Below are 21,481 nucleotides of genomic sequence, written 5' to 3' on the forward strand. Positions count from 1 at the left end.
AAACACGCTCAATGTATCAAAGTCCTGTGCAACCAAAAAATTTGTGCTTACGTTTCTATATCAGACTAACCTCGTATCATGAAACAGGAATTTACGGATCGTAAGCTCGGCGCTATTTTTGGTTATACTGATCATTTACAAAAAGATACCAACAGCTTTTCCATCCAGGAAGGAGTCATTCAATTTCTGTGGAACCGCAACGATGAGCCTGTCTCCCTTCATCTTGATGACTTAGACATCCAGCTAGAACCCGGACAGCTCCTCACGACTACCTATTTCCAACACCTTCGTTTCCCAACCACTGAGCCACCATTAACGGCCTTGCTTTTTAATCGGGAATTCTATTGTATTGCAGACCACGACGAGGAGGTTTCCTGTAATGGCATCCTCTTTTTCGGCACCCAGGATTTACCCATCATCACCATTCCCGCTGAACAGAAACGCAAATTCGAGCTCTTGCTAGAAGTAATTCTGGAAGAATTCCGTACCGTCGATAATATTCAAGGAGATATGTTGCAAATGCTCCTAAAAAGACTCATCATTATTTGTACCCGGTTGGCCAAAGAGCAACTCATCGTCCAGGAATTAAATGATGGACAAATTGATACCATTCGCCAGTTCAATGTTTTGGTAGACAAACACTTTCGTACGCTACGCAAAGTAAAAGACTATGCCGACCTCTTGCACAAGTCGCCCAAGACTTTATCCAATCTATTCTCGACCTACAACCAACAGTCTCCCCAGCAAATCATCCAGGAAAGGGTCGTCTTGGAAGCCAAACGCCTTATCCTTTTCACGGATAAACAAACCCAAGAAATTGCTTACGACTTGGGCTTTGATGACCCTGCCTATTTCAGTCGCTTTTTCAAAAAGCAGGCGGGGCTCACACCTTCGGCTTTTCGGGAGCAGCATGTTTTGGGATGATTTTTATTGCAGCTATCTAAAGATTTTGTGCCTCCGCCACTAAAAAACCATCAAAAGGAAAATTGTACCAGCTGCCGGGAAATACATCCTAACCTTTCCCCCACGCTTACCCCCATCTTTGTACTGTTCAACGAAACAAGAACATTAATAATTCAAAACAGTATATCATGAGTGTATTACAAGTTCCAACCCGCAATCAAGTTTCTACTGGCAACCAAGCCATTTTTGACAACCTGGAAAAAGGCCTGGGTTTTGTTCCTAACCTCTATGCAACCTTTGCTTACAGTGATACAGCACTAGCAGATTACCTGGCTTTGCAAAACAGAAAGAGCAGCCTCAAAGCCAAAGAACGTGAGGTGATCAACCTGGTGGTCAGTCAAGTCAACGACTGTGCCTATTGCCTGGCAGCTCACACTGCACTAGGGAAAATGAACGGCTTCAACGATGATCAAATCCTGGAGCTACGAGGTGGCTCAGCTTCTTTTGACACCAAGTTGGATGCACTGGCTAAGTTCGTAAAAGATACCACCATTCAGCGTGGCAAACCAGCCCAAGCCAATGTTGATGCATTTCTCAACGCCGGCTACACCAAAGCTAACCTGGTAGATACTCTCATCGTGATCGGTGACAAAATCATTAGCAACTTTCTACACGGCATCGGCCAATTCCCCGTGGATTTCCCCGCAGCTGTAGCGTTAGAAACTGCTAATGCTTAAATATAAAGTGTGATTGAGATAGTCGATGGTTCTTCCTCAACATTGAGTGGGGAAGAACCTCTTTTTTTATTAAAAACCACTCAAAACACCCTAACATTATGAAACTCACCTTCCTTTTCTTAGCTTCTTTCATCTTATTTACTTCTTGTATCAAAGATGATTTTGTTGCGGATACCGTTGATCCCATCCTCCGCATAGATCAAGCTGTAGATACCCTCGCCGTCAATAGCGAATTTCGCTTCACAGCCCTATACCTCAATAATATTGGCACCTCAGAAGAGGTGAGTATTTTATGGCAAAGCTCAGCGCCAGAGATCATTAGCATCGACCCTAATGGGTTGGCTCTAGGCCTACAGGTGGGTGGTGCCACTATTACAGCTACTTTTAACGATGATGGTCAACTGGTACAAGATAGCATCCAAGTTCACGTAGGTGAACAAACCGTTATTGTCAATACTGCCCGAAGTGGTACGATTGCTACAACCAGTTCTTATCTACTAGAAGGAGATTTCACCTTATCTGCCCTTGGTAATGATATTGAGCTATCCATTGCCGATAACTATCGTGCGTCTACAGCGCTACCGGGACTATATGTTTACCTGACCAATAATCCTAACACGATCGCCAGTGCCTACGAAATTGGGCCGGTCACGACTTTTTCGGGTGCCCATAGCTACACGATTCCTGCTGCTGGCCTCAACGATTACAATTACGTCCTCTACTTCTGCAAGCCCTTCAACGTAAAAGTCGGAGATGGTGAAATTCAATAAACTCCTTCATCCTTTAATTCAAACAACATCACCATGAGGTATTCCTTGCTGCTTTTCACACTACTTACCTTATCCACAACGATGCTCCATGCAGGTGGTCCGTGGCCACAAGCCCCTGGGAAAGCCTACCTAAAACTATCAGAATGGTGGACCGTTTTTGACCAACACTATACCGATGCTGGCCTACTGGACCCCAATGTTACAACCGGTATTTTTAATACGACCTTCTACGCCGAATATGGGATAACGGATCGTTTCACAACCATCATTAACGCCCCTTTATTTAGCCGCAACTACGTCAACAACCTGCGCTCAACCACTACGGGTGAGCTTATTCAAAGTGGTGATGCCGTTAATAGTCTCGGAGATATTGATCTTGGTATAAAATACGGTCTTACCAAACCCGGAAGCAAATTCCCCGTGGCAGCTACCTTGATTCTTGGTTTGCCAACTGGCCGATCAGTTGCAGGTATTCAAAACAACCTACAAACGGGGGATGGAGAATTCAACCAGATTCTGCAAATCGAAACAGGTACCAGTTTCCAATTAGGTAAAAAAGTGAATAGCTACGCCAGCGTTTATCTGGGAGTCAACAATCGTTCTAATGGTTTTTCTGAAGAATTGCGCTACGGTGTAGAATGGGGCTTGGGACTCATGGATCAACGACTCTGGTTTATTGGTCGCCTCAACAGTGTGGAGTCCTTCAAAAATGGAGAAACTGCTGCTACCGTAACCAGTACCAGTATTTTTGCCAACAATACCGAGTTCAGTGGTGTTGCGCTAGAGGTAGCTTACTACCTCAAAGGCCGTTGGGGAATATCAGCTTCCGTTGCCGGTGCCTTTCGCGGAGAAATTATCGCAGCAGCACCCGCTTATTCTGTAGGTATCTTTTATGATCTAAACAAAATCAACTAATCTTTCTCAAAGCCGGAAATGGGAAGTTCGCTCCCCAAACTAACTAACAATCTAACTAACCATGATCTTACGTATTCTTATTTTTTCAACATTCATCTTCTCTCTTGCGTCCTGTGGCCCAACAGCAACTGCCCCACCGGAAACAACACCGGAGGTCGAAGCAGCTATTCCACTGACTTTCTCCCAGAAAATAGAAGCCGCACACCATAAGGAAAGCTTCCAGTCGCATGAAGCTATTCAGTTCGACCTCCAGCTTTTCTTTGGAGGCACCGAACGCTTGAATGGCACCCTGACATTGAGTACAGATTCGCGCCAAGCGATGATCGCCTACAAGGACGGGAAGAAAATCTATGTTCAGGATGACAAAATGTTTGTTGCTCCGACTACCGAAAGCCTCAAAAGCACCCGCTTTGCAGCCTACACCTGGTCGTACTTCTTTATGCTACCCTACAAGCTTAATGATGGAGGTACCGTATGGAGTGATTATCCAGATACAAATCTGAACGGAGACACTTACGCCACTGGCAAACTCAGCTTTACCCCCGGCACCGGCGATGCACCCGATGATTGGTATGTCGTTTACGCCGATACAGAAACACTACTCACACAGGTTGCTGCCTACATTGTTACCGCAGGAAAATCCCAAGCCGAAGCCGAGGAAGACCCACACGCTATCCAGTACCTTAATTATCAAAAGGTCGATGGAATTCCCATTGCTACCGAATGGAAATTCTGGGGCTGGCAACCCGATCAGGGATTGACAGAGCAATTGGGCGAAGCAACGCTAAGTAATATTTCCTTTATGACTCCTGCGGAAGGCTTCTTTACGCCGCCAGCGGATTTTATTGAAGGGTAAAGCGTCAGCTTATTTTATAAAGTATTCCGTAAAACAAAAATTCCGAACGATCACAAGTATCGTTCGGAATTTTTATTAGTAGTACTAAGCTTAATCTACGCCTCCACCGACTCGCCCGCAAAAAGCGGAAACGGAGCCATGTGAGCGTTAATTGCTTGACGAACTTTTGCAATTTGCTGCTCATCTTCCGGTGCGCTGAGCACGGTATCAATCCATGCTACCGTTTGCAGACAATCTTCTTCGGTAAACCCGCGTGTAGTCACTGCTGCTGTACCTATCCGAATGCCACTGGTCACCATCGGAGATTCTGTATCGAAAGGCACCATGTTTTTATTTACGGTGATATCAGCCATCCCTAAAGCTGCTTCAGCTACTTTCCCGGTTACGCCTTTCGAGCGTAGATCGATCAACATAAGGTGGTTGCTGGTACCGTCACTGATTATTTTGTAACCTCTTTCTACAAAAGCCTGGGCCATTACCTGGGCATTCTTGATGACCTGCTCGCCATAAGCTTTATAACTAGGTTGCAGACATTCGCCAAAAGCCACTGCTTTGGCTGCAATGACGTGCTCCAGCGGGCCACCTTGCATACCGGGAAAAACACCACTATTCAATACTGCCGACATTTTCAGTGGCGTGCCTTTGCGAGTTGTACGTCCCCAAGGATTATCAAAATTCTTACCCATCATAATGATACCACCACGTGGGCCACGTAGCGTCTTATGCGTCGTAGAAGTTACGATATGGCAATGCTGCATCGGGTCATTCAACAATCCGGAGGCAATCAATCCAGCCGGATGAGCAATGTCTGCAAGCAACAAAGCACCTACTTCATCAGCAATCGCACGAAAACGAGCATAATCCCAATCACGAGAATAAGCAGAAGCTCCACAGATAATAAGTTTAGGCTTTACCTCTTGGGCTTTAGCTGCCACCTTATCCATATCAATCAGGCCAGAGTCTTGCTCTACACCATAGAAGTGAGGTTTGTAGACCTTTCCGCTAAAATTGACAGGAGAACCGTGTGACAAGTGGCCACCGTGAGCAAGGTCAAAGCCAAGGATATTATCTCCGGGCTGAAGCACTGCCAAGAATACCGCAGCATTGGCCTGAGCTCCCGAGTGTGGCTGCACATTTGCGTATTCCGCACCAAAAAGCTCCTTTAAACGACTGATAGCCAAGCGTTCTACTTCATCGACTACTTCACAGCCACCATAGTATCTGCGACCAGGATACCCCTCGGCATATTTATTTGTCAGTACACTCCCCATCGCCTTCATGGTAGCGGCACTGGTAAAGTTTTCCGAGGCAATCAGTTCGATGCCGTGTAATTGGCGTTCTTTTTCCTTTTGAATAAGGTCGAAAAGTTGGGTATCGGTAGCCATTTTGCTTACGCTGTTAGATTAAATTTAAAAAAGCTGAATTCCGGGCCGAAGGTACAATAATTTACCTTTGGTTTACCTTTATAAGGGTGTCTACCCAAAGCCAGAAGTGCCGTTTTTTACAAATTGCAAACTTAGTTATTAGCTTTGTCTTCTCGTTAACGCCAAAAATCACTGAAGCCTATGCCGCAATCGGCACTCCTACGTTCCTTTTTACACGCTACTGGCCTGTGGCTGGTATTCATTGGTTTGTTATTCCCATTGTGTGCTTTTAGCCGCGTAGAAAGGCTACGAGCAACCTGGCGTAGCAACCCTGCAACCAGCATGGTCATTGGCTGGGACCAAGTATCAGGCGGGCGACCGGTCATTTTTTATGATCAAACCGATCACGGCCAAAATACAGCGGCTTACCGTTTTCAATCTCCTCCTTCCCGGGCGGCACGCGCCAAGGCCATGAACAATGTTTTTGCCCGACTGGAAAACCTCCAACCCAATACGGTTTACTATTTTGTCATTCAGGATACCGAGGGAGTTAGTAAGCGTTATTCTTTTAAAACCGCTCCGGATTCTCCAGGTGAGCGCCTTGCTATTATTGCAGGAAGCGACTCTCGTAATCACCGACTTGCTCGCTGCGATGCCAATCGGCTGGTCAGTAAATTACGGCCCCACTGTGTCGTCTTCGGCGGAGACATGACCGATGATGACTCTGATACCGAATGGCGCGAATGGTTTGATGATTGGCAATTGACTATTGGCAGCGATGGTCGCATCTTCCCAATCATTCCCGCTCGTGGCAATCACGAATCCAGTAACGATCCATTAATTAATTGCTTTGATGTCCCTAGCCCTGATGTGTATTATGCACTTACTCTGGGTGGAAATTTATTCCGGCTATATACCCTCAACACACAAATTCCCGGCGCTGGCGAACAACGCGATTGGTTGGGTCGCGACCTTCAGGCTAGCCAGGGAATCACCTGGCGGATGGTACAATACCACCAGGCTATGCGCCCTCATACGGCTGCAAAGCGCGAGCGAGAAGATTTGATCCCACAGTGGGCCACCCTATTCCACAAATACAAGGTCCAGCTCGTTATGGAGTCGGATGCCCACGTCGTAAAAAGTACTTGGCCCATTCGCCCAAGCAAAGAACCTGGCAGTCATGAAGGTTTCATTAGAGACGATGCCAACGGTACCGTATATACCGGCGAAGGCGGCTGGGGCGCTCCTCTACGGGCAGCCGATGACCCCAAGCCCTGGACACGCAGCTATGGCCGATTCAACCAGTTCAAGTGGATTTTTGTAGACCAGGACAAAATTGAAGTTCGCACCATAAAAACGGAAGGCTCTAACCGGGTAGCAGAAGTAAACCCCGACAACATTTTTGAACCACCCTACGGCCTAGTCATTTGGAGCCCCAAGGAGGGGGATGTTGTCAGAATCATGAATCCCAATTCTCGCCCTCAAGCACCAGCAGGTAACAATATCACCCTCAATAACAATGGTAATGTTGCCAACATCAGTCCTGACATTAATGGCAATGTTCACATTGATTATAGCTTAGGTGAAACCGCACAGGTACAAATCATTTTGATCAATAGCCGAATGCAAGAAATGGCTCGCCTCGAATACCCTAGCCAAATCCCTGGGCCTTACAAGAAATCGCTCGACCTCAGCAACGCTCCTTCCGGAGAATACAGCCTGATTGTAAAAGCGAATAATAAACTCAATCGGCGTTTTGTCATTACGATTCCTTAGTGGAAGTAAAGGTGTAAAAGTGTAAGGGTTGGGTGACCTTTCCTAAAGTGGGAAATCGGAAATATTTGGGGCCATCCTTGTAGATTGAATTCATGAATTCAACAGGGGCAAATATGACCTAAAACAACCTCGCGTATCAAGCCTCCCTGCCCCTGCAATATACAACCCGAAACACAGCACTTTTTGACAATGGGAAGGGCTGGTTTTAGGACTAAACGTGTGAAAGTTGGGAAATCTTCCCACACTCCTCACAAAGCACCTTGCACCTAAATCGGAAGTCGGAAGTCAAATCCGACGGAATCTGCTTATTAGTGTAGCTGCATGAATGTATTTATACGAATGCCCCTGCTGGCCCCACAATCAAACCATTCAACAACCAAACTATCAAACCCGCCCCTACGCCCCCGTACGATAAGCCACATAAAAACCATACCCCAAACCTCGCGAGGCCCCAAAACTCCCCATATTAAACGAGCCCAGCAAGCCTAGGCGAATGGTATCACTATCAGTGAATCTTCCTGGTAATAAGTAACCTACTTGAAGCGCCAACGTCTGATTAAGGCTATAACTCAAGCCGCCCCAAAAAGCTTTGGGGTATTCTATGTTCAAGTTAAACTGGCTATTGCTGATGTTCTTTCCGGCTGTATTCAACCAGAAGGAAGGTTCTATCACGAAATTAGTGCCCGCCGAGCGGTAACCGATGGTGGCATTTGCATGAAAGGCACGTTTCAGGTTACCTGTAGGCAGGGTTTCCCGAAAGGTAATATCCTGGGGCAGTATCTGGTTGGTGCCCGCTCCAGCGTAGAAGAAGCTTTTGTCATTAGGGCCACTGGGCCGGGAAGCGAAAAACACCCCTACCCCAATGTTAGGCACAAATTCATTCAATTCCCCAACCGGCTGCAAGGGGTCACCAGCATCACGGACAATATATTCGCCACCGTCAATGAATATCTGCTGCATGGCCAGCATTAATCCTAGCGACAGTTGAGCCTGCGTTCTTGGGCCTGAACTACGTCGCTTCCTTCCTCCAAATTTCAGCTTATAAGCGTAGGTCAGCGCCAAGGTATTGTTACGGATCGGCTTGATCTCATCCAGTACCAGGAACCCTCCCAAGCTAAAGTTTTCCTTGAGCACCGGGTATTGACCATAAATGGTAGTAGTTTCGGGTGCATCTTCAAAGCCTACCCATTCTTGTTGGTGCGTTACGCCCAGTTCCCAGTAATTTTCGACGGCGGTCATGGCTGGGTTCCATATAAAGTTATTGGAGGCAAAAGGGCTACGCGCGGGTAGCTGTTGTGCATTCATCCTTGTAACCACCAATAGGCTGATGATCGCCAGTAAACTCAAATATTGTTTATGCTTTATCATTCCCATACGATGGTTAAGGTTTGCTTGATTTCGCCTTGGCGGAAAGCCAACACGTAGAAATAATTCCCCGCAGGTAAGCGAGCGTCTTTGTAAAGCCCCACAAAACGATCTTCATCGCTCTGATAGTTGAGCTTTTGATAAACCAAATCGCCCCAACGGTTATACACCTTCAGAGAATTGCTGCCAAATTTCGTAATTAGCCCAAAGTCCAGTTCATCGTTCAGGCCATCACCATTGGGGGTGATCAAGTTGTAAGGAATGATGCTTTCTACGGGGTTATTAGCCACCAGTACCGTCACCTCATCCAGGGTTTCACAGCCATTGATATCGGTGATAGCAACGCGATAAGTCGTGCTATCTTCTGGGCTCACTGTCGGGTTGGGTACTGAGGGGTCACTGACGGGGAAAAGATTGTCTTCCCATGCGTAAAAGATGCCGCCTTGGGCCATCAGTCGTGCTTCATCGCCTGGTGCAATACAGGTATCTGCCCCTGCCGTTGCCAGAACGTCGTACACTAATAGGGAAAAAGCCAAGGTATCCAAACCACAATCATTGCCTATTTCTACTTGATAGTTCGTAGTGGTATCAGGAAAAGCCAGTGGGTTGAAAATATCCATCGCGCTCAGGCTACTGGTGTCTGCTAGCCAGCGATAATTACTTCCTCCGCTTACATTAAGCTGCAAGCTATCGCCGGGGCAAATTTCAGGAAAATCGGTTTCTAAAACACCAACCGGTGTCATTCCCGGCAACACTTCAGTGGTCGCCTCGGCGCTACAGCCAGCGGTATTGGTAACGGTTACCGCGTAACTACCGGTTATTGTTACTATAATACTATCTGTCGTTTCTCCTGTCGACCAATTATAAGCTCCCATCCCTCCGGGCACAAGTACAGTACTCTCTCCGCAAAGCATTACCGATGAAGGCAGACTCAACACCGGTGCTCCTGGTGCTGTAACCATCGTATCCAGGCTGAGGGTACAATCATTGGCATCCTCAATCACCAAACTGTAGTTACCGGCCGCCAAACCCGTAAATGAGCCGGAGGCATTGCTAATTCCATTGAGTTGATAACTAAATGGAGATGTCCCTCCCGTGGCCAACACATTCAGGCTGCCATTGGGCGCATCACAATCAGCTTCTATCACCTCCAGGTTCTCAATGGAAAGTGGAGCCGCCGCTTCTGCAATAATTAATTCATAAGAAAAAACGTCCGTACCATCCTGATCTGTAATCGTCAGCGAGTAGATTCCTCCACTAAGATTGGTGAGATTTAAGCTCGTTGCCGAAAAATTGTCTGGTCCTGTCCAGAGAAAGGAATAATCAGCTGGGTCCACCTCTAAGTTTACAGTAGCATTTCCATCTGCCAATCCAAAACAAGAGACGTCACTACTATTTATACTGAATCCCAAAGGGGAAGCAATCGCAATTCTCCCTGGGGCCTGTTCCAACACCACCGGCTCAAATATCCCCGGACTCATGGTGGATTTAAAAATTTGGATCGCCAAAGGGTTCCCCGTAAAGGGTAAAATGGTAAAATCACCGGGTTCGCCCATTGCTGTAAAAGTTAGGCGAGCAATGACCGTCCCGTCTGGCAGTGATTCTCCATCGCCTCCGTTATCAAACCAGCTGAGGCGAAGTTCGCCCTGGTCTGCCTGAAAATCGCCGATCGCCAGTAAAGGCAGGGCATCCAATTCAAAGTCGACATAAGTAGCGACATCCGTATCCCAGTTGATAGATAACTGTAAACTTGCAATACTATCAAAATCTGTAACGGTGAGCGGCAAGGTGACGGTTTCGCCATCTGCTACTGTTACCTCCGGTAAGCTTAGGCGCACACTCTGCCCAACGAGGGTGAAGGAACAGAGTAAAGCCAGCACCAACACTACAAAGGTACCGCGTAGAATGTTGAGTAATCGACCAATAGTAGTAAAGAGATACGCAGCGATTTCATCGCTACCTGAGGTAAAGGATAGAGGGACTTTAATCCGTCTTAACCATAAGTGTAGTTTCATAGTTTTGGGATGTTACTAATCCTCCCCAAAGATAGGGGTCAAAAAGTAAAAATCCCCCAGCAAGGCAAACGAGTACCTAACTGAGGGATCACTTTTATATAACAAACAAATCTTATTTCACAACTACCATCGTACGGGTAGCCATGTCTGCACCTGCCCTCAGTGTATAATAATACACACCAGCTGGTAGGTTCAATTGATTCAATAGTAAACGGTTTTCACCTGCGCCGTAGTTGTTTAGTTCACGGTAAACCTCTTGACCAAAGGCATCGTGAATCACAAAGGCAATATCAGAAGCTACTGGCAAACGGAAGCTGATCACCGTAGCGCCATTGAATGGGTTCGGTGTATTCTGATCCAGGCGGAATTTGCTTTCCGTCGGTGTATCAGTGCTTGTTACAACTTCTCCGAAGTTGACCTCTGGATCCAGTGCTTCGTCATTGTTATTGTAAGCTTCAGGTAGCATTGATCCGGGATCAAGGCGTAGAACGGTATTCCAATCGTCGATGTCCGTCAAGGCGCGAAACTTGATTGCAAACAGGGCTTGATCAGCGCTGGAACTATGGCCTTGCCCATCAAGACTGAACCAGCTAAGGCGCAATTTCCCTTCATCGGCACCATCATCACCAATCACCACTGTCTGGAATGGCTGCTCTTCGGCAGGGAAGAACTCGAGGTACTCGACCTCACCAACCGGGAACTGCAAGCCAAATTGATAACTTACGATATCCGCAAATTCAGCACTACGGAAGTAAAGCGTTACTTCTTCACCAGCAGCTACCGAAAGGTTTTCTGCCGTAAACGGCAACTGTCCTGTGGTACGATCATCATCAAGTCCTCCGAAATTATCCGGATTGGCCTGACCAAGGATATCCCCTACTTTCACCCCTACAAAGTTGGCCGTTTCCGGCTCCATAAGCATCATCGTACTGGTAGAAGCGTATGGGAATACATTGTAAGCATCAAAGTCGGTAGGCATCTGCTGCCCTTCTGTGACAAACACCCATGATGGGCAGTTATCAAACTCCTCCTGCGCACCGATAATCAGACGCTGGATAAGGAAGAGATCAAGTGTAGTGAAAGCATCACTACAGTTGGCATCACCGGCAATTACCTGGTAAGGAGACGTGATCTGTGGCGGGTTCATCCCCAAGAGGAAACGCTGGCCTATGAACAGTGCATAAGTTGAAAGCCCATTGCTATGCTCCAGGTCTTTCTGTGCACTTACGGTGTATTCCATTCCTGGATTCAGGTTTGGCAGATTGTAGCTACCACTTTCCCCTGTAGTCATGGTTTCTTCCATACCTGGGCCCGTAATGGTAACATCGGTATTTATAATACCATCGCCCCAATAAGTCGAGATATGACCATTTAATGCAGCCATCGCTGTGATCGTTGCCGACCCCATTGACAAGGTATAAGGAACGACCATCGGTGCGCCATCAGTCACCACTCCTACTTCAATCGGTAGCGGTGTTTGCACAAACTTGATAATGGTTGATTCTCCTATATCACCGACAAGCAATACATTGAGATAAAACAATACATCTCCGCTATTTACATCAAGGCCATCGCCAGTATTATTGAAATAGCTGAAAGTATTATTAGACACATTGTATTGAGGAGCAATAATGCTATTGGTCACGCCAGTAATGACAGCAACTGATTCGTTCATCACTTCGATGCTACCTGCAAGGGAGATGATATTTTGAACGTTTTCAATCGTCACTGGTACCTGTATCGTTGCATTAGGGCCGCCTTCTGATTCGCCGATATCCAAAATTGCCAGATTGCTCTGAGCGGTTATCGTAATCGTTTCACAGTGCGTAGCTGAACCACAATTACCGCTCACCGTCAGGCATACTTCATACGTACCAGAGTTGGTATAAGAATGATCGGGATGACGAACACCGTCGATATTTCCATCACCAAACGTCCAGCTATAAAATCCATTGCTGGACATATTGGTAAAGCTGACATTCAAACCATCAATTTCGTAATCAAACCCGGCTACCAAGCTGCCTGTTGTTGTTCCAGGTACTATAATATCCAGGGTATTCGTACATCCATTGGCATCCGTTACCGTCACCTCATAATCACCGCCATTGAGGGCGCTCAGTAGATAACTATTGGTATTAGAAATAGCTGTGCCATTTTGCTGGCCGCTCCAATCTATCGTATAAGGAGCATTTCCTCCTCCCATGATCAAACCAATAGAACCTAAGCTGGTACAACCCGGCCCTACGACTGCTGTTTCCAACTGCAGGAGATTCGCCGGTGTTTCTACAGAAACAGTAGCAGTGCGTTCACAACCATTGTCATCCGTTACTCGTACGTAGTAAGTACCTGCTTCCAAGTCATCAATCGTATAGTGATTGGAGTTGATGTCTATCTCTCCTTCTGGAGATTGGTCAAGGTACCAAGCGATGGTGTACCAAGGTTCTCCGCCTTCAATATAAACATCAATGGTTGCCAATTCTCCACAAGAACCATCATGTGGAACGACTGACACATCAAGTGTGTTCAAAATATTATAAACCTCTACCTGCTGCACATCCACACAACCATTAGCATCTGTGATGATAATGATGTAGATCCCCGTAGGCGCGTTTTGAATATCGTAGTAATCGTGCGGTGTTGTATCTGTACCGCTGCTTGGGCCTATCCACTCAATGGTATAAGGTCCTTCTCCGTTGAAGAAGTCCATCCAGATGTTGTTCAGAGCACCACAGCCATTATTGCTGACAGTGTGAACAACTTCAAAATCCGTCGGACCACTTACAACAGTGATATTACCAGAAGTAATACAGCCATTGGCATCCTGCACCGTAACGATATAAGGGCTACCTGGCAAGTTGGAGATGGTATAGTTAGGACTGTTAGACGTAGCAAAACCTTCCACTTCACCTACCCAACTAATTTGGTAAGGGCCAGTGCCGTTTGATATGTTAACAAAAATGGCGGTATTATCACCACAGGTGCCGTTTTGAGCCGTAAGGCTAAGGTCAATGTTATTACTCCCTACCGTTGCAATTGTAGAAATTGTACAGCCGTTGGCATCCGTCAGCATGAAGCTGTACAAGCCAGTCGGCACATCGCTCAAGGTGTAGGTCGTAGCATCTACATTGGCAAAACCATTTTCAGGCCCTTGCCAAGTAAGTATATATGGCGCTGTACCACCACTAAAGGTCAGTACAAAACCAGGCTCAGACAGACAGGTACCATTTTGAGGAGCCGCTGTAATACTGATGTTATTGCTTGTATTATTAATGGTCGTTGTAGCACTACCATTACAGTTACCGCTGCTCACCGTGACGGTGTAAGTACCAGGGGTGAGGTTTGGAATCTGGAAACTGGTGCCGCTTGTGGTCGTACTACCGCTGCTTGGACCTGTCCAACTAACGGTATAAGGTGCTTGCCCTCCGGAAAATCCGACGTTAATACTACCGTTTTGGTTACAGATCGCGTGTACAGGTGTGGCGTAAACTACAATATTGCTATTGCTGTTATTGACCGTCACCTGGGTGATATCTGAACAACTGCCGTTATTAGCGGTGATGGTGTAACTACCGTTGGGCAAGTTAGGAATCACCAAAGAGCCTCCGTTGATCACCTGGCTACCGCTCTGTGGGCCTGACCAGTTGATCGTCGTACTTCCCACATAGTTGGCAAGGCTTACATTGATACTACCACCAGCTCCACAAATTGCAGCCGTAGAGGTAGCCGTCACTTCCAGGTCAGGTGCAGAAGCAGGCAAGATGCTACTGACTGCACCATTACAGTTACCGCTGACAACCGTGATGGTATACCCCCCTGGCAGCAACCCTGGTATTTGTACGTTCGCGCTATTGGCCGTCAATGTGCCAGAGGTAGGCCCTGCCCAGGAAACCTGATAAGGAGCGTTACCGCCAAAGATATTCAAGAAGATATAACCCGTTTGTCCACAAACACCAGCTATTGGGCTTGCTGCTATAGTTAGCGCTCCTCCTGGGTTCATGAGTACAGTGCCTGTCGTTTCCGAACAACCGTCATTGCTCACTACCGTCACATTGTAAGCACCCGCTGGAAGGTTCGGAATCACTAAAAACTGTCCGGCAATATTTGCACTTCCACTACTTGGGCCAGACCAGCTAACGGTGTAGCCAGGTGTGCCGCCCACAATGGTTACAGCAATCTGTCCATCGCTATCACAATCACCAGGGGTGGGGGTTAGACTTACTTGCAGGTCATCTTCTGGTGTAGACAGTGTTACGCTTTCTACATCATCACAACCATTGCCATCGTTTACCGATAAGGTATACGTACCAGCAGGTAGGTCGGGAATTTGGAAAGGAGTGTTGCCTATATTGGCGCTTCCACTTTCTGGCCCCGTCCAGGTTAGCAGGTAAGTTCCGTCTCCACCAGCTGCTTGCGCAGTGATTGATCCATTGGTTATACAGTTACCGTTGTTACCGCTCGCTGTGAGGTTTACATCATCTTCCCCCGTACTGACTATAACGACTTCCGTTTCCGTACAGCCATTCATGTCTGTAAGCGTAAGCGTGTAGGTGCCAGCAGGAAGGTTTTCGATCGTGAAGGTATTTCCCGAGAAAGTAGTCGAGCCATTTTCAGGGCCTGTCCAACTGAGGTTAAATACCGGTGTACCTTCTAATATATCAACAATAATACTGCCCGGACCGCTACATATTCCACTGATAGAGGTTGCAGAGAAGAGATTTATAGGAGCAGGATAAACAATGATATCCTGTTCCATATCCATACAGCCGTTGGCATCTACAACAATCACCTTGTAAGATCCCGGAGGTAAGTCTTCGATCTCAAAACCTTGGGTAGTCGTTGTACCTGAGCCATTTTCAGGGCCTATCCAAGTGACTGTATAAGGAGGAGTACCTCCTATGATATCTACCCAGATGGTATTGTATTGGCCACATTCATTGTAGATCAAAGCTGTAACAATCTCTACCGGAGTACCCGTGCTAATTACGGTAACGGTCTCTGTTTCGGTACAGCCGTTGACATCCGTCAGCGTCAGCGTATAAGTACCATTAGGTACATCCGTGAGAACCTGAAGCCCCATAACTACATTAATCGTCCCAGAAAGCGGGCCGGTGTAGGTTAGGGTATAAGGGCCTGTACCACCTGTAACATTGATATTAATTTTTCCATCGTCTCCACAAACACCAGGATCAGCAGTAACGGTGAATATATCAACCGGGGCAGGATAAACGATGATATCCTGTTCCATATCCATACAGCCGTTGGCATCCACAACAATTACTTTGTAGGTGCCTGGGGGTAAATCTTCGATCTCAAAGCCTTGCGTCGTCGTCGTGCCAGAGCCATTTTGTGTCCCCTGCCAAGTGACCGTATAAGGTGGTGTGCCGCCAATAATGTCTGTCCAGATGGTATTGTACTGACCACACTCATTGTAAATCAGTGCCGTTATTATCTCTACGGGTGTGCCTGTATCCAGCACCACCGTTTGGGTTTGGGTACAGCCATTGTCATCCGTTAGCGTAAAGGTATAAGTACCACCAGGGAGGTTATTCAACACACTGATTCCCGCATTATTGTAGTTTTGGGTACCACTCACAGGGCCATTATAGTTAAGCACATAAGGTGCTGTACCACCATCTATATCGACTTGAATGCTGCCTGTTTCGCCACAAATTCCGTTGTTAGGCGTAACTGTAAAGAGATCCATTGGGGCCGGATAAATGATAATATCCTGCTCCATATCCATACAGCCGTTGACATCTACGACAATCACTTTGTACGTACCTGGAGGTAGATCCATGATTTCGAAGCCTTGGGTATTGGTCATACCAGAACCGTTCTCTGTCCCTTGCCAAGTTACCGTATATGGTGGTGTACCACCGATAATATCGGTCCAGATGGTATTGTACTGACCACAAATATTATAGATCAGTGCAGTATTAACTTCGAGGCCACCATTGGTATTAGTCACGGTTCCTGTCAGGGTGCGCGAACAACCATTACTGTCGGTAATCACCACGGTGTAGGTGCCCGAAGGCAAGCCCGTAATCGCGTATTGGTTACCCGCTACTACAATTGATCCGCTTTGTGGGCCAGACCAAGTGATGGTATAACTCGGGTTACCTTGCGTAACGTTGACCAGAATACTGCCATTGCTCCCACAAATACCATTGTAGATCTGTAAGTTTGCCAATAAAGTATTCTGCACCATCACCTGCACGGTACCAGAAGTAGAACAACCGTTGGCATCCGTAACAACTACATTGTAGGTGCCCGCAGGCGTATTCGGAATTTGATAAACCGTCGTTGGCGAAGTAGCAGAGCCGCTAACCGGCCCGCTCCAACTCACCTGATAAGGTGCAGTACCATTGGCTATGTAAACACCAATATTTCCAAACTGAGAGCAGATACCATCGTTGCCTAAAAGGCTAATATCTAAGTCGCTGCCTACGTTGAGAATTTCTTCTGTGGTCGATGCAGAACAACCATTACCATCTGTTACGTAGAGGGTATAGTTTCCTGCGGTCAAGTCACCGATTGTGGTAAAATTGGTACTAAAAATCTGAGAACCCGTTTCCGGGCCACTCCAACTCAACTGATAAGGAGGAACACCGCCAGCAAGGTTCACAAAAATAGCACCTTCTGTACCACACTGCGCTTCTGTAACACTGGTATTAATTACCAGATTAGACTCTGCCGTACTCACTTGTGCTACTGCGTAATCGGTACAACCATTGGCATCCACTACTTGCACCGTATAGGTGCCCGCTGGTAATCCTGGCAAATTGAGAATATTGGTCGAAGTAGTGGTGGTACCACTTACGGGACCTGTCCAAGTGACCGTATATACCGGAGAACCGCCATTGAGGGTGACCAAAAGAGAGCCCGGTTGCCCGCAAATACCATTCTGCGGCGTCAGGTCAAGGTCAATTTCTTCACAACCACCCAATTCTACGGTTTGTATTCCACTACAACCATTCATATCTGTGATAACGAGGGTGTAGGTGCCACAAGGCAGGTTAGGGATATCAAGGCCATCATTGCTGGTCGTCAGAACGCCATTTTGTGGGCCTGTATAACTGATGGTGTAAGTTGGAGATCCGTTATAAATATCAATCCATAAGGCACCATTTTGGCTACAGCTGCCTGGCAATGGAATAACATTAAAGGTCAGTCCGCCACCTTCACTATTTGAAAGTGTTACTAATTGTGAATCGCTACAACCATTACTATCTACGACATTGATGGTATAAGTACCTGCCGTAAGGTTGGGAATAACGTAAGTAGCACTGTTGGTAATGGTAGAACCATTTTCGGGCCCCGTCCAACTAATTGTATATGCAGGGCTGCCGTTATCTACGTCGACCGTAATGCTTCCTTCCTGCCCACAGACACCGGAATTGGGGTTGGCGTCTACCGTAAGGTTACCATTAGGGATTACGATAGTACGGATGTAAGAACACCAATTATTGTCTTCTACTGTCACCTGATAAGTACCACCAGGTAAATTGATGAGGTTGAAGCTATTGGCGTATACTGTTGCGCTACCGCTAATTGGGCCACTGACAAGGATATTGTAAGGTGCCTCCCCATTGTAAGTATCCACATGAATAGCTCCATAGCCGCCACACGCTGCTGGCGTAACGGTATAGTTCCAAATAAAATTACCGCTGGTATGGTCAATCGTCACCTGCTGAGAAATCGAGCACCCCAGGGCATCCGTGATATGGATCGTATAGGTACCGGCATTCAGGTTATTGATGGTGAAATTATTGCTATTAGAAGTGACATTACCAGAAGTAGGTCCTGTAATGTAAACTTGATAAGGAGCTTGGCCATTACTGACATAAACGCCTATAGAACCTTGGTCCATACAAACCGCATCATTAGGCGTTAGCGTTGCCGATAGGTTGCCGCCGCCTAGAATTGTGACGGTGCCGCTGATGCTACATCCTTGAGCATCTGTTTTCGTAATGGTATAAGTGCCCGGAGGCAGATAGTAGATCGTGCAAGAATTGCTACCCGTAGTAAAGCTGCCGCTGAGGGGGCCGCTGTAAGTCACCAGATAGTTTGGGGTACCTCCACTGGAAGCGATGTGAATAGAGCCACTGTTTTGGCCACAGCCGCTGGAGGTAGCGGAAAGATCTGTAAAGCTAAAATCACAGCTGCTACTACAATCAACGAGCAAGGTATAATCACTGACGGCGCCATTGTAGCCATCTACAACCACATAGTAGGTGCCTGCGGGGAGATATTCGTTGATATACTCACTGTTGGTACCCGAATGCTGACTGTACTCCATACAGTCGCCGCGGTCACAAGAACGCAGCAGGAAGAGTTCCAGGTTGGCAGAAAGCCCCGTAAGGCTAATATTTACCGGACCATCTTCTGTTGTAGTAAAAGTATGAACGATCTCTGGTCCGTTGTTTTCTACATTGAGTACATTGCCACAAGTGTAAAGAGATACGTCATCATGCCCATTAAGGTTGGTCCCCTGGTAGGGCTGGCCACACTGTAGGGGTACCGAATTTCCGCAGAAAAGATAGCCGCAGCTTACCTCCAATCGGAAAGTTCCTTCTGACTGTGCGTACTGGCCATCTACAACGATGTAGTAAGTGCCAATTGGCGCATCTTCAAGGATAATTCCTTCGTTATTGGTGCTGGTATTGCTCGTTGTACTTTTTGCCAAACAGGTTAGTTGGCTACAGTTATCGGCCAATAGGAAAAGATCGAGGTCCATTCCCGGCGTCAGGATTTCCAAACCAATCTGGAGATCACCCGCCGATTGTTTGTTGATCACATAAACGCGATCCGGGCCATAAAAAGAGGTATTGGTACATCCTGGATATTGGAGAATATTGTTACCTGCACCTACGGTCGTTTCATAAGGAAGGAAGTCACCACATTGCACCGGTATAGCCTCACTACACCAGGCTGACCCACCATTACACGGACCATTGGTGTAGCTGGTTACCCCAGCTGCATCCGCAAGACAGGCATTGGAATAAGTAACATCATTACAACCACAAACGGGGTCGTACACCGTTGGACAAACCGCATTCAAATCCATCTGAGAAGGATCTATACAGGCGCTTTCGCAACTTCCCTGCGTGTATACCGTAATCCCTGAAGCTTCCGCTAGGCAGGCATTGGCATAAGTGACACCATTACAACCACACACAGGAATCCCCGCAGTGGGACAGTTGGCCGTAATCACACCGGTTGTGGTGTTCAAGGTTGTCGCCTGACTGGCAACAATATATTGAGGGTCATAACAACTACTCGGTGCACATGGCCCAGGAGTGGTGCTTTGTACGCCAGCTGCATCCGCAGCACATTCGTTGGGATAAGTAATATCATTACAACCACAAACAGGCTCGTATACTGCCGGGCAAACGGCATCTGGGTTAATTTGTGTCGGATCAATACAGCTATCATCAAAGCAAGCACCGGAAGTGTAATCAAAAACACCCGCTGCTTCTGCATAACAAGAGTTCAAATATGTTTGACCATCACTACCACAAACCGGGCTTACGGTATTGGGGCAACCTGCAGTAACTCCCTGAGTAGAAAAGCTAAAGCTTCCCGGCTGCATCATGATCATATTCATATCATGATCAATGGCCAGTACATCACTGATCGTAAAATTTAGCTGATCTGGTGTACCGGGGACAGTAAGGTCTGCAAAATTTAATAGAATCCGAGCGACCTTGCCTCCGCCGTCTACGTTATTTTGGTCGGTACGAACAAGGGTGATGACCGCTTTTCCTGTAGCAGAATTATTATTCACAAACGCAGCTACATCACTATTGTCCGGATTAAAAAAGGTATCGGCAATCAGGCCTATGAGCACACCGTCATCGGTGGCCAAAATACCAGGGTGGTAATTGAGGGTAAAGGTAATCCCATAAAAAGCACTAAAAGGCTGTTCTGAAGCTAGTGCTAAAACCACTCCTCCTGCTTCGCCCGAAGCGACTTCCTCTTCCGAAAGTCGCTCAAAGTAGATGGCAGGCTCTTGGCTGGAAAGTGGCCCTGTTTGGAAAGCATCCGGGATAAGTGTACCGTGATTACGGTTAAAGTTACTACCCAATGCATCTGCATCCGCCGCAGTAATCTGCCCATCGCCATTGGCATCGGCATAAGCATGATTCATCCCTCCTACTGGAAACTGATTGCTCCATGCAGCACCCATGGGTTGTTCTTCCCATTCGGTAGTAGCATCGGGGCGTGCAGGTCCATTATTCTGATTAACTACCCCCCAATAGAGGTAATCCATGCCATTGACAATACCATTATTATTGATATCACCCGGCCAAATCATTTGGGCGGATAGCCAAAGAGGAAACAAAAAAGCTAGTGTAGTAAGACTGAAGACCTGTGTAGTCGTCTTGTTCATAGTGTATAAATTTTACTGGCTTGTAGACGACAGAAAATTCAGGAAGTAACCCTTACTTCTGAGCTTTACCGTCAAAACGAACGCTAGTCACCGATCACTCGGTACAACAAAAAATCAAACAGACCAGTAGATGTTACTAAGGATACACGCATAACGCAGTAAGTAAGTGCGCATGCCACAGGTAGGTAGTTAAGGGATGTAATGTAAAATTAGTAAAATTGCCTTGCAAAATCATCTCTTTGGCCCGTCTTAGCTCATATATTTTTTATCGTAATTGATTGATTACCCCGCAATTAGTATTTTATTATTTCCGGGCAACCAATTGATATACGATAGCGTTCAGATTATTGGATGTTAATTGATGTAAAAATTCACACAATCATTTTT

General features: G+C 46.7%; 10 protein-coding genes. 6 read left to right on the forward strand and 4 right to left on the reverse strand.

The window, feature by feature from the left end:
- Positions 1-78 precede the first annotated feature (78 nt).
- The 5 genes from ACRBG0_RS06695 (at position 79) to ACRBG0_RS06715 (ending at position 4,181) form a co-directional block, all read left to right on the forward strand.
- Positions 79-924: a helix-turn-helix domain-containing protein gene (locus ACRBG0_RS06695; RefSeq protein WP_431486132.1), complete on the forward strand. Its 846-nt coding sequence runs from the start codon at positions 79-81 to the stop codon at positions 922-924.
- Positions 925-1,091: 167 nt separating this feature from the next.
- A complete protein-coding gene (locus ACRBG0_RS06700) occupies positions 1,092-1,640 on the forward strand; it encodes a carboxymuconolactone decarboxylase family protein (RefSeq protein ID WP_431486133.1) in 549 nt (182 codons plus the stop codon).
- Between the two features lie 98 nt (positions 1,641-1,738).
- Positions 1,739-2,410, forward strand: a complete 672-nt coding sequence (locus ACRBG0_RS06705; RefSeq protein ID WP_431486134.1) for a hypothetical protein — start codon at positions 1,739-1,741, stop codon at positions 2,408-2,410.
- Between the two features lie 33 nt (positions 2,411-2,443).
- Positions 2,444-3,325 (forward strand): hypothetical protein, encoded by an 882-nt coding sequence (locus tag ACRBG0_RS06710; RefSeq protein ID WP_431486135.1) that lies wholly within the window; start codon positions 2,444-2,446, stop codon positions 3,323-3,325.
- 61 nt (positions 3,326-3,386) lie between these two features.
- On the forward strand, positions 3,387-4,181 hold the full coding sequence (locus tag ACRBG0_RS06715; protein WP_431486136.1) for a hypothetical protein: 795 nt from the start codon (positions 3,387-3,389) through the stop codon (positions 4,179-4,181).
- A 95-nt stretch (positions 4,182-4,276) separates the two neighbouring features.
- Here the strand turns inward: ACRBG0_RS06715 and glyA are convergent, their stop codons facing one another.
- A complete protein-coding gene (glyA, locus tag ACRBG0_RS06720; protein WP_431486137.1) occupies positions 4,277-5,566 on the reverse strand; it encodes a serine hydroxymethyltransferase in 1,290 nt (429 codons plus the stop codon).
- 180 nt (positions 5,567-5,746) lie between these two features.
- Here glyA and ACRBG0_RS06725 point away from each other — a divergent pair, with 180 nt between their 5' ends.
- A complete protein-coding gene (locus ACRBG0_RS06725; RefSeq protein ID WP_431486138.1) occupies positions 5,747-7,321 on the forward strand; it encodes a fibronectin type III domain-containing protein in 1,575 nt (524 codons plus the stop codon).
- A gap of 396 nt (positions 7,322-7,717) precedes the next feature.
- Here the strand turns inward: ACRBG0_RS06725 and ACRBG0_RS06730 are convergent, their stop codons facing one another.
- From ACRBG0_RS06730 to ACRBG0_RS06740, 3 genes are all read right to left on the reverse strand, one after another.
- A complete protein-coding gene (locus ACRBG0_RS06730; protein WP_431486139.1) occupies positions 7,718-8,689 on the reverse strand; it encodes a PorP/SprF family type IX secretion system membrane protein in 972 nt (323 codons plus the stop codon).
- Positions 8,686-10,701: a gliding motility-associated C-terminal domain-containing protein gene (locus ACRBG0_RS06735; protein ID WP_431486140.1), complete on the reverse strand. Its 2,016-nt coding sequence runs from the start codon at positions 10,699-10,701 to the stop codon at positions 8,686-8,688. Before ACRBG0_RS06735 ends, ACRBG0_RS06730 begins: the two co-directional genes overlap by 4 nt.
- A gap of 112 nt (positions 10,702-10,813) precedes the next feature.
- The gene (locus ACRBG0_RS06740; RefSeq protein ID WP_431486141.1) at positions 10,814-21,094 is read right to left on the reverse strand and encodes a Kazal-type serine protease inhibitor domain-containing protein; all 10,281 of its coding nucleotides are present in this window, start codon (positions 21,092-21,094) and stop codon (positions 10,814-10,816) included.
- Between the last annotated feature and the right edge of the window lie 387 nt (positions 21,095-21,481).

The organism is Lewinella sp., from assembly GCF_050633125.1.
GTDB lineage: Bacteria > Bacteroidota > Bacteroidia > Chitinophagales > Saprospiraceae > Lewinella.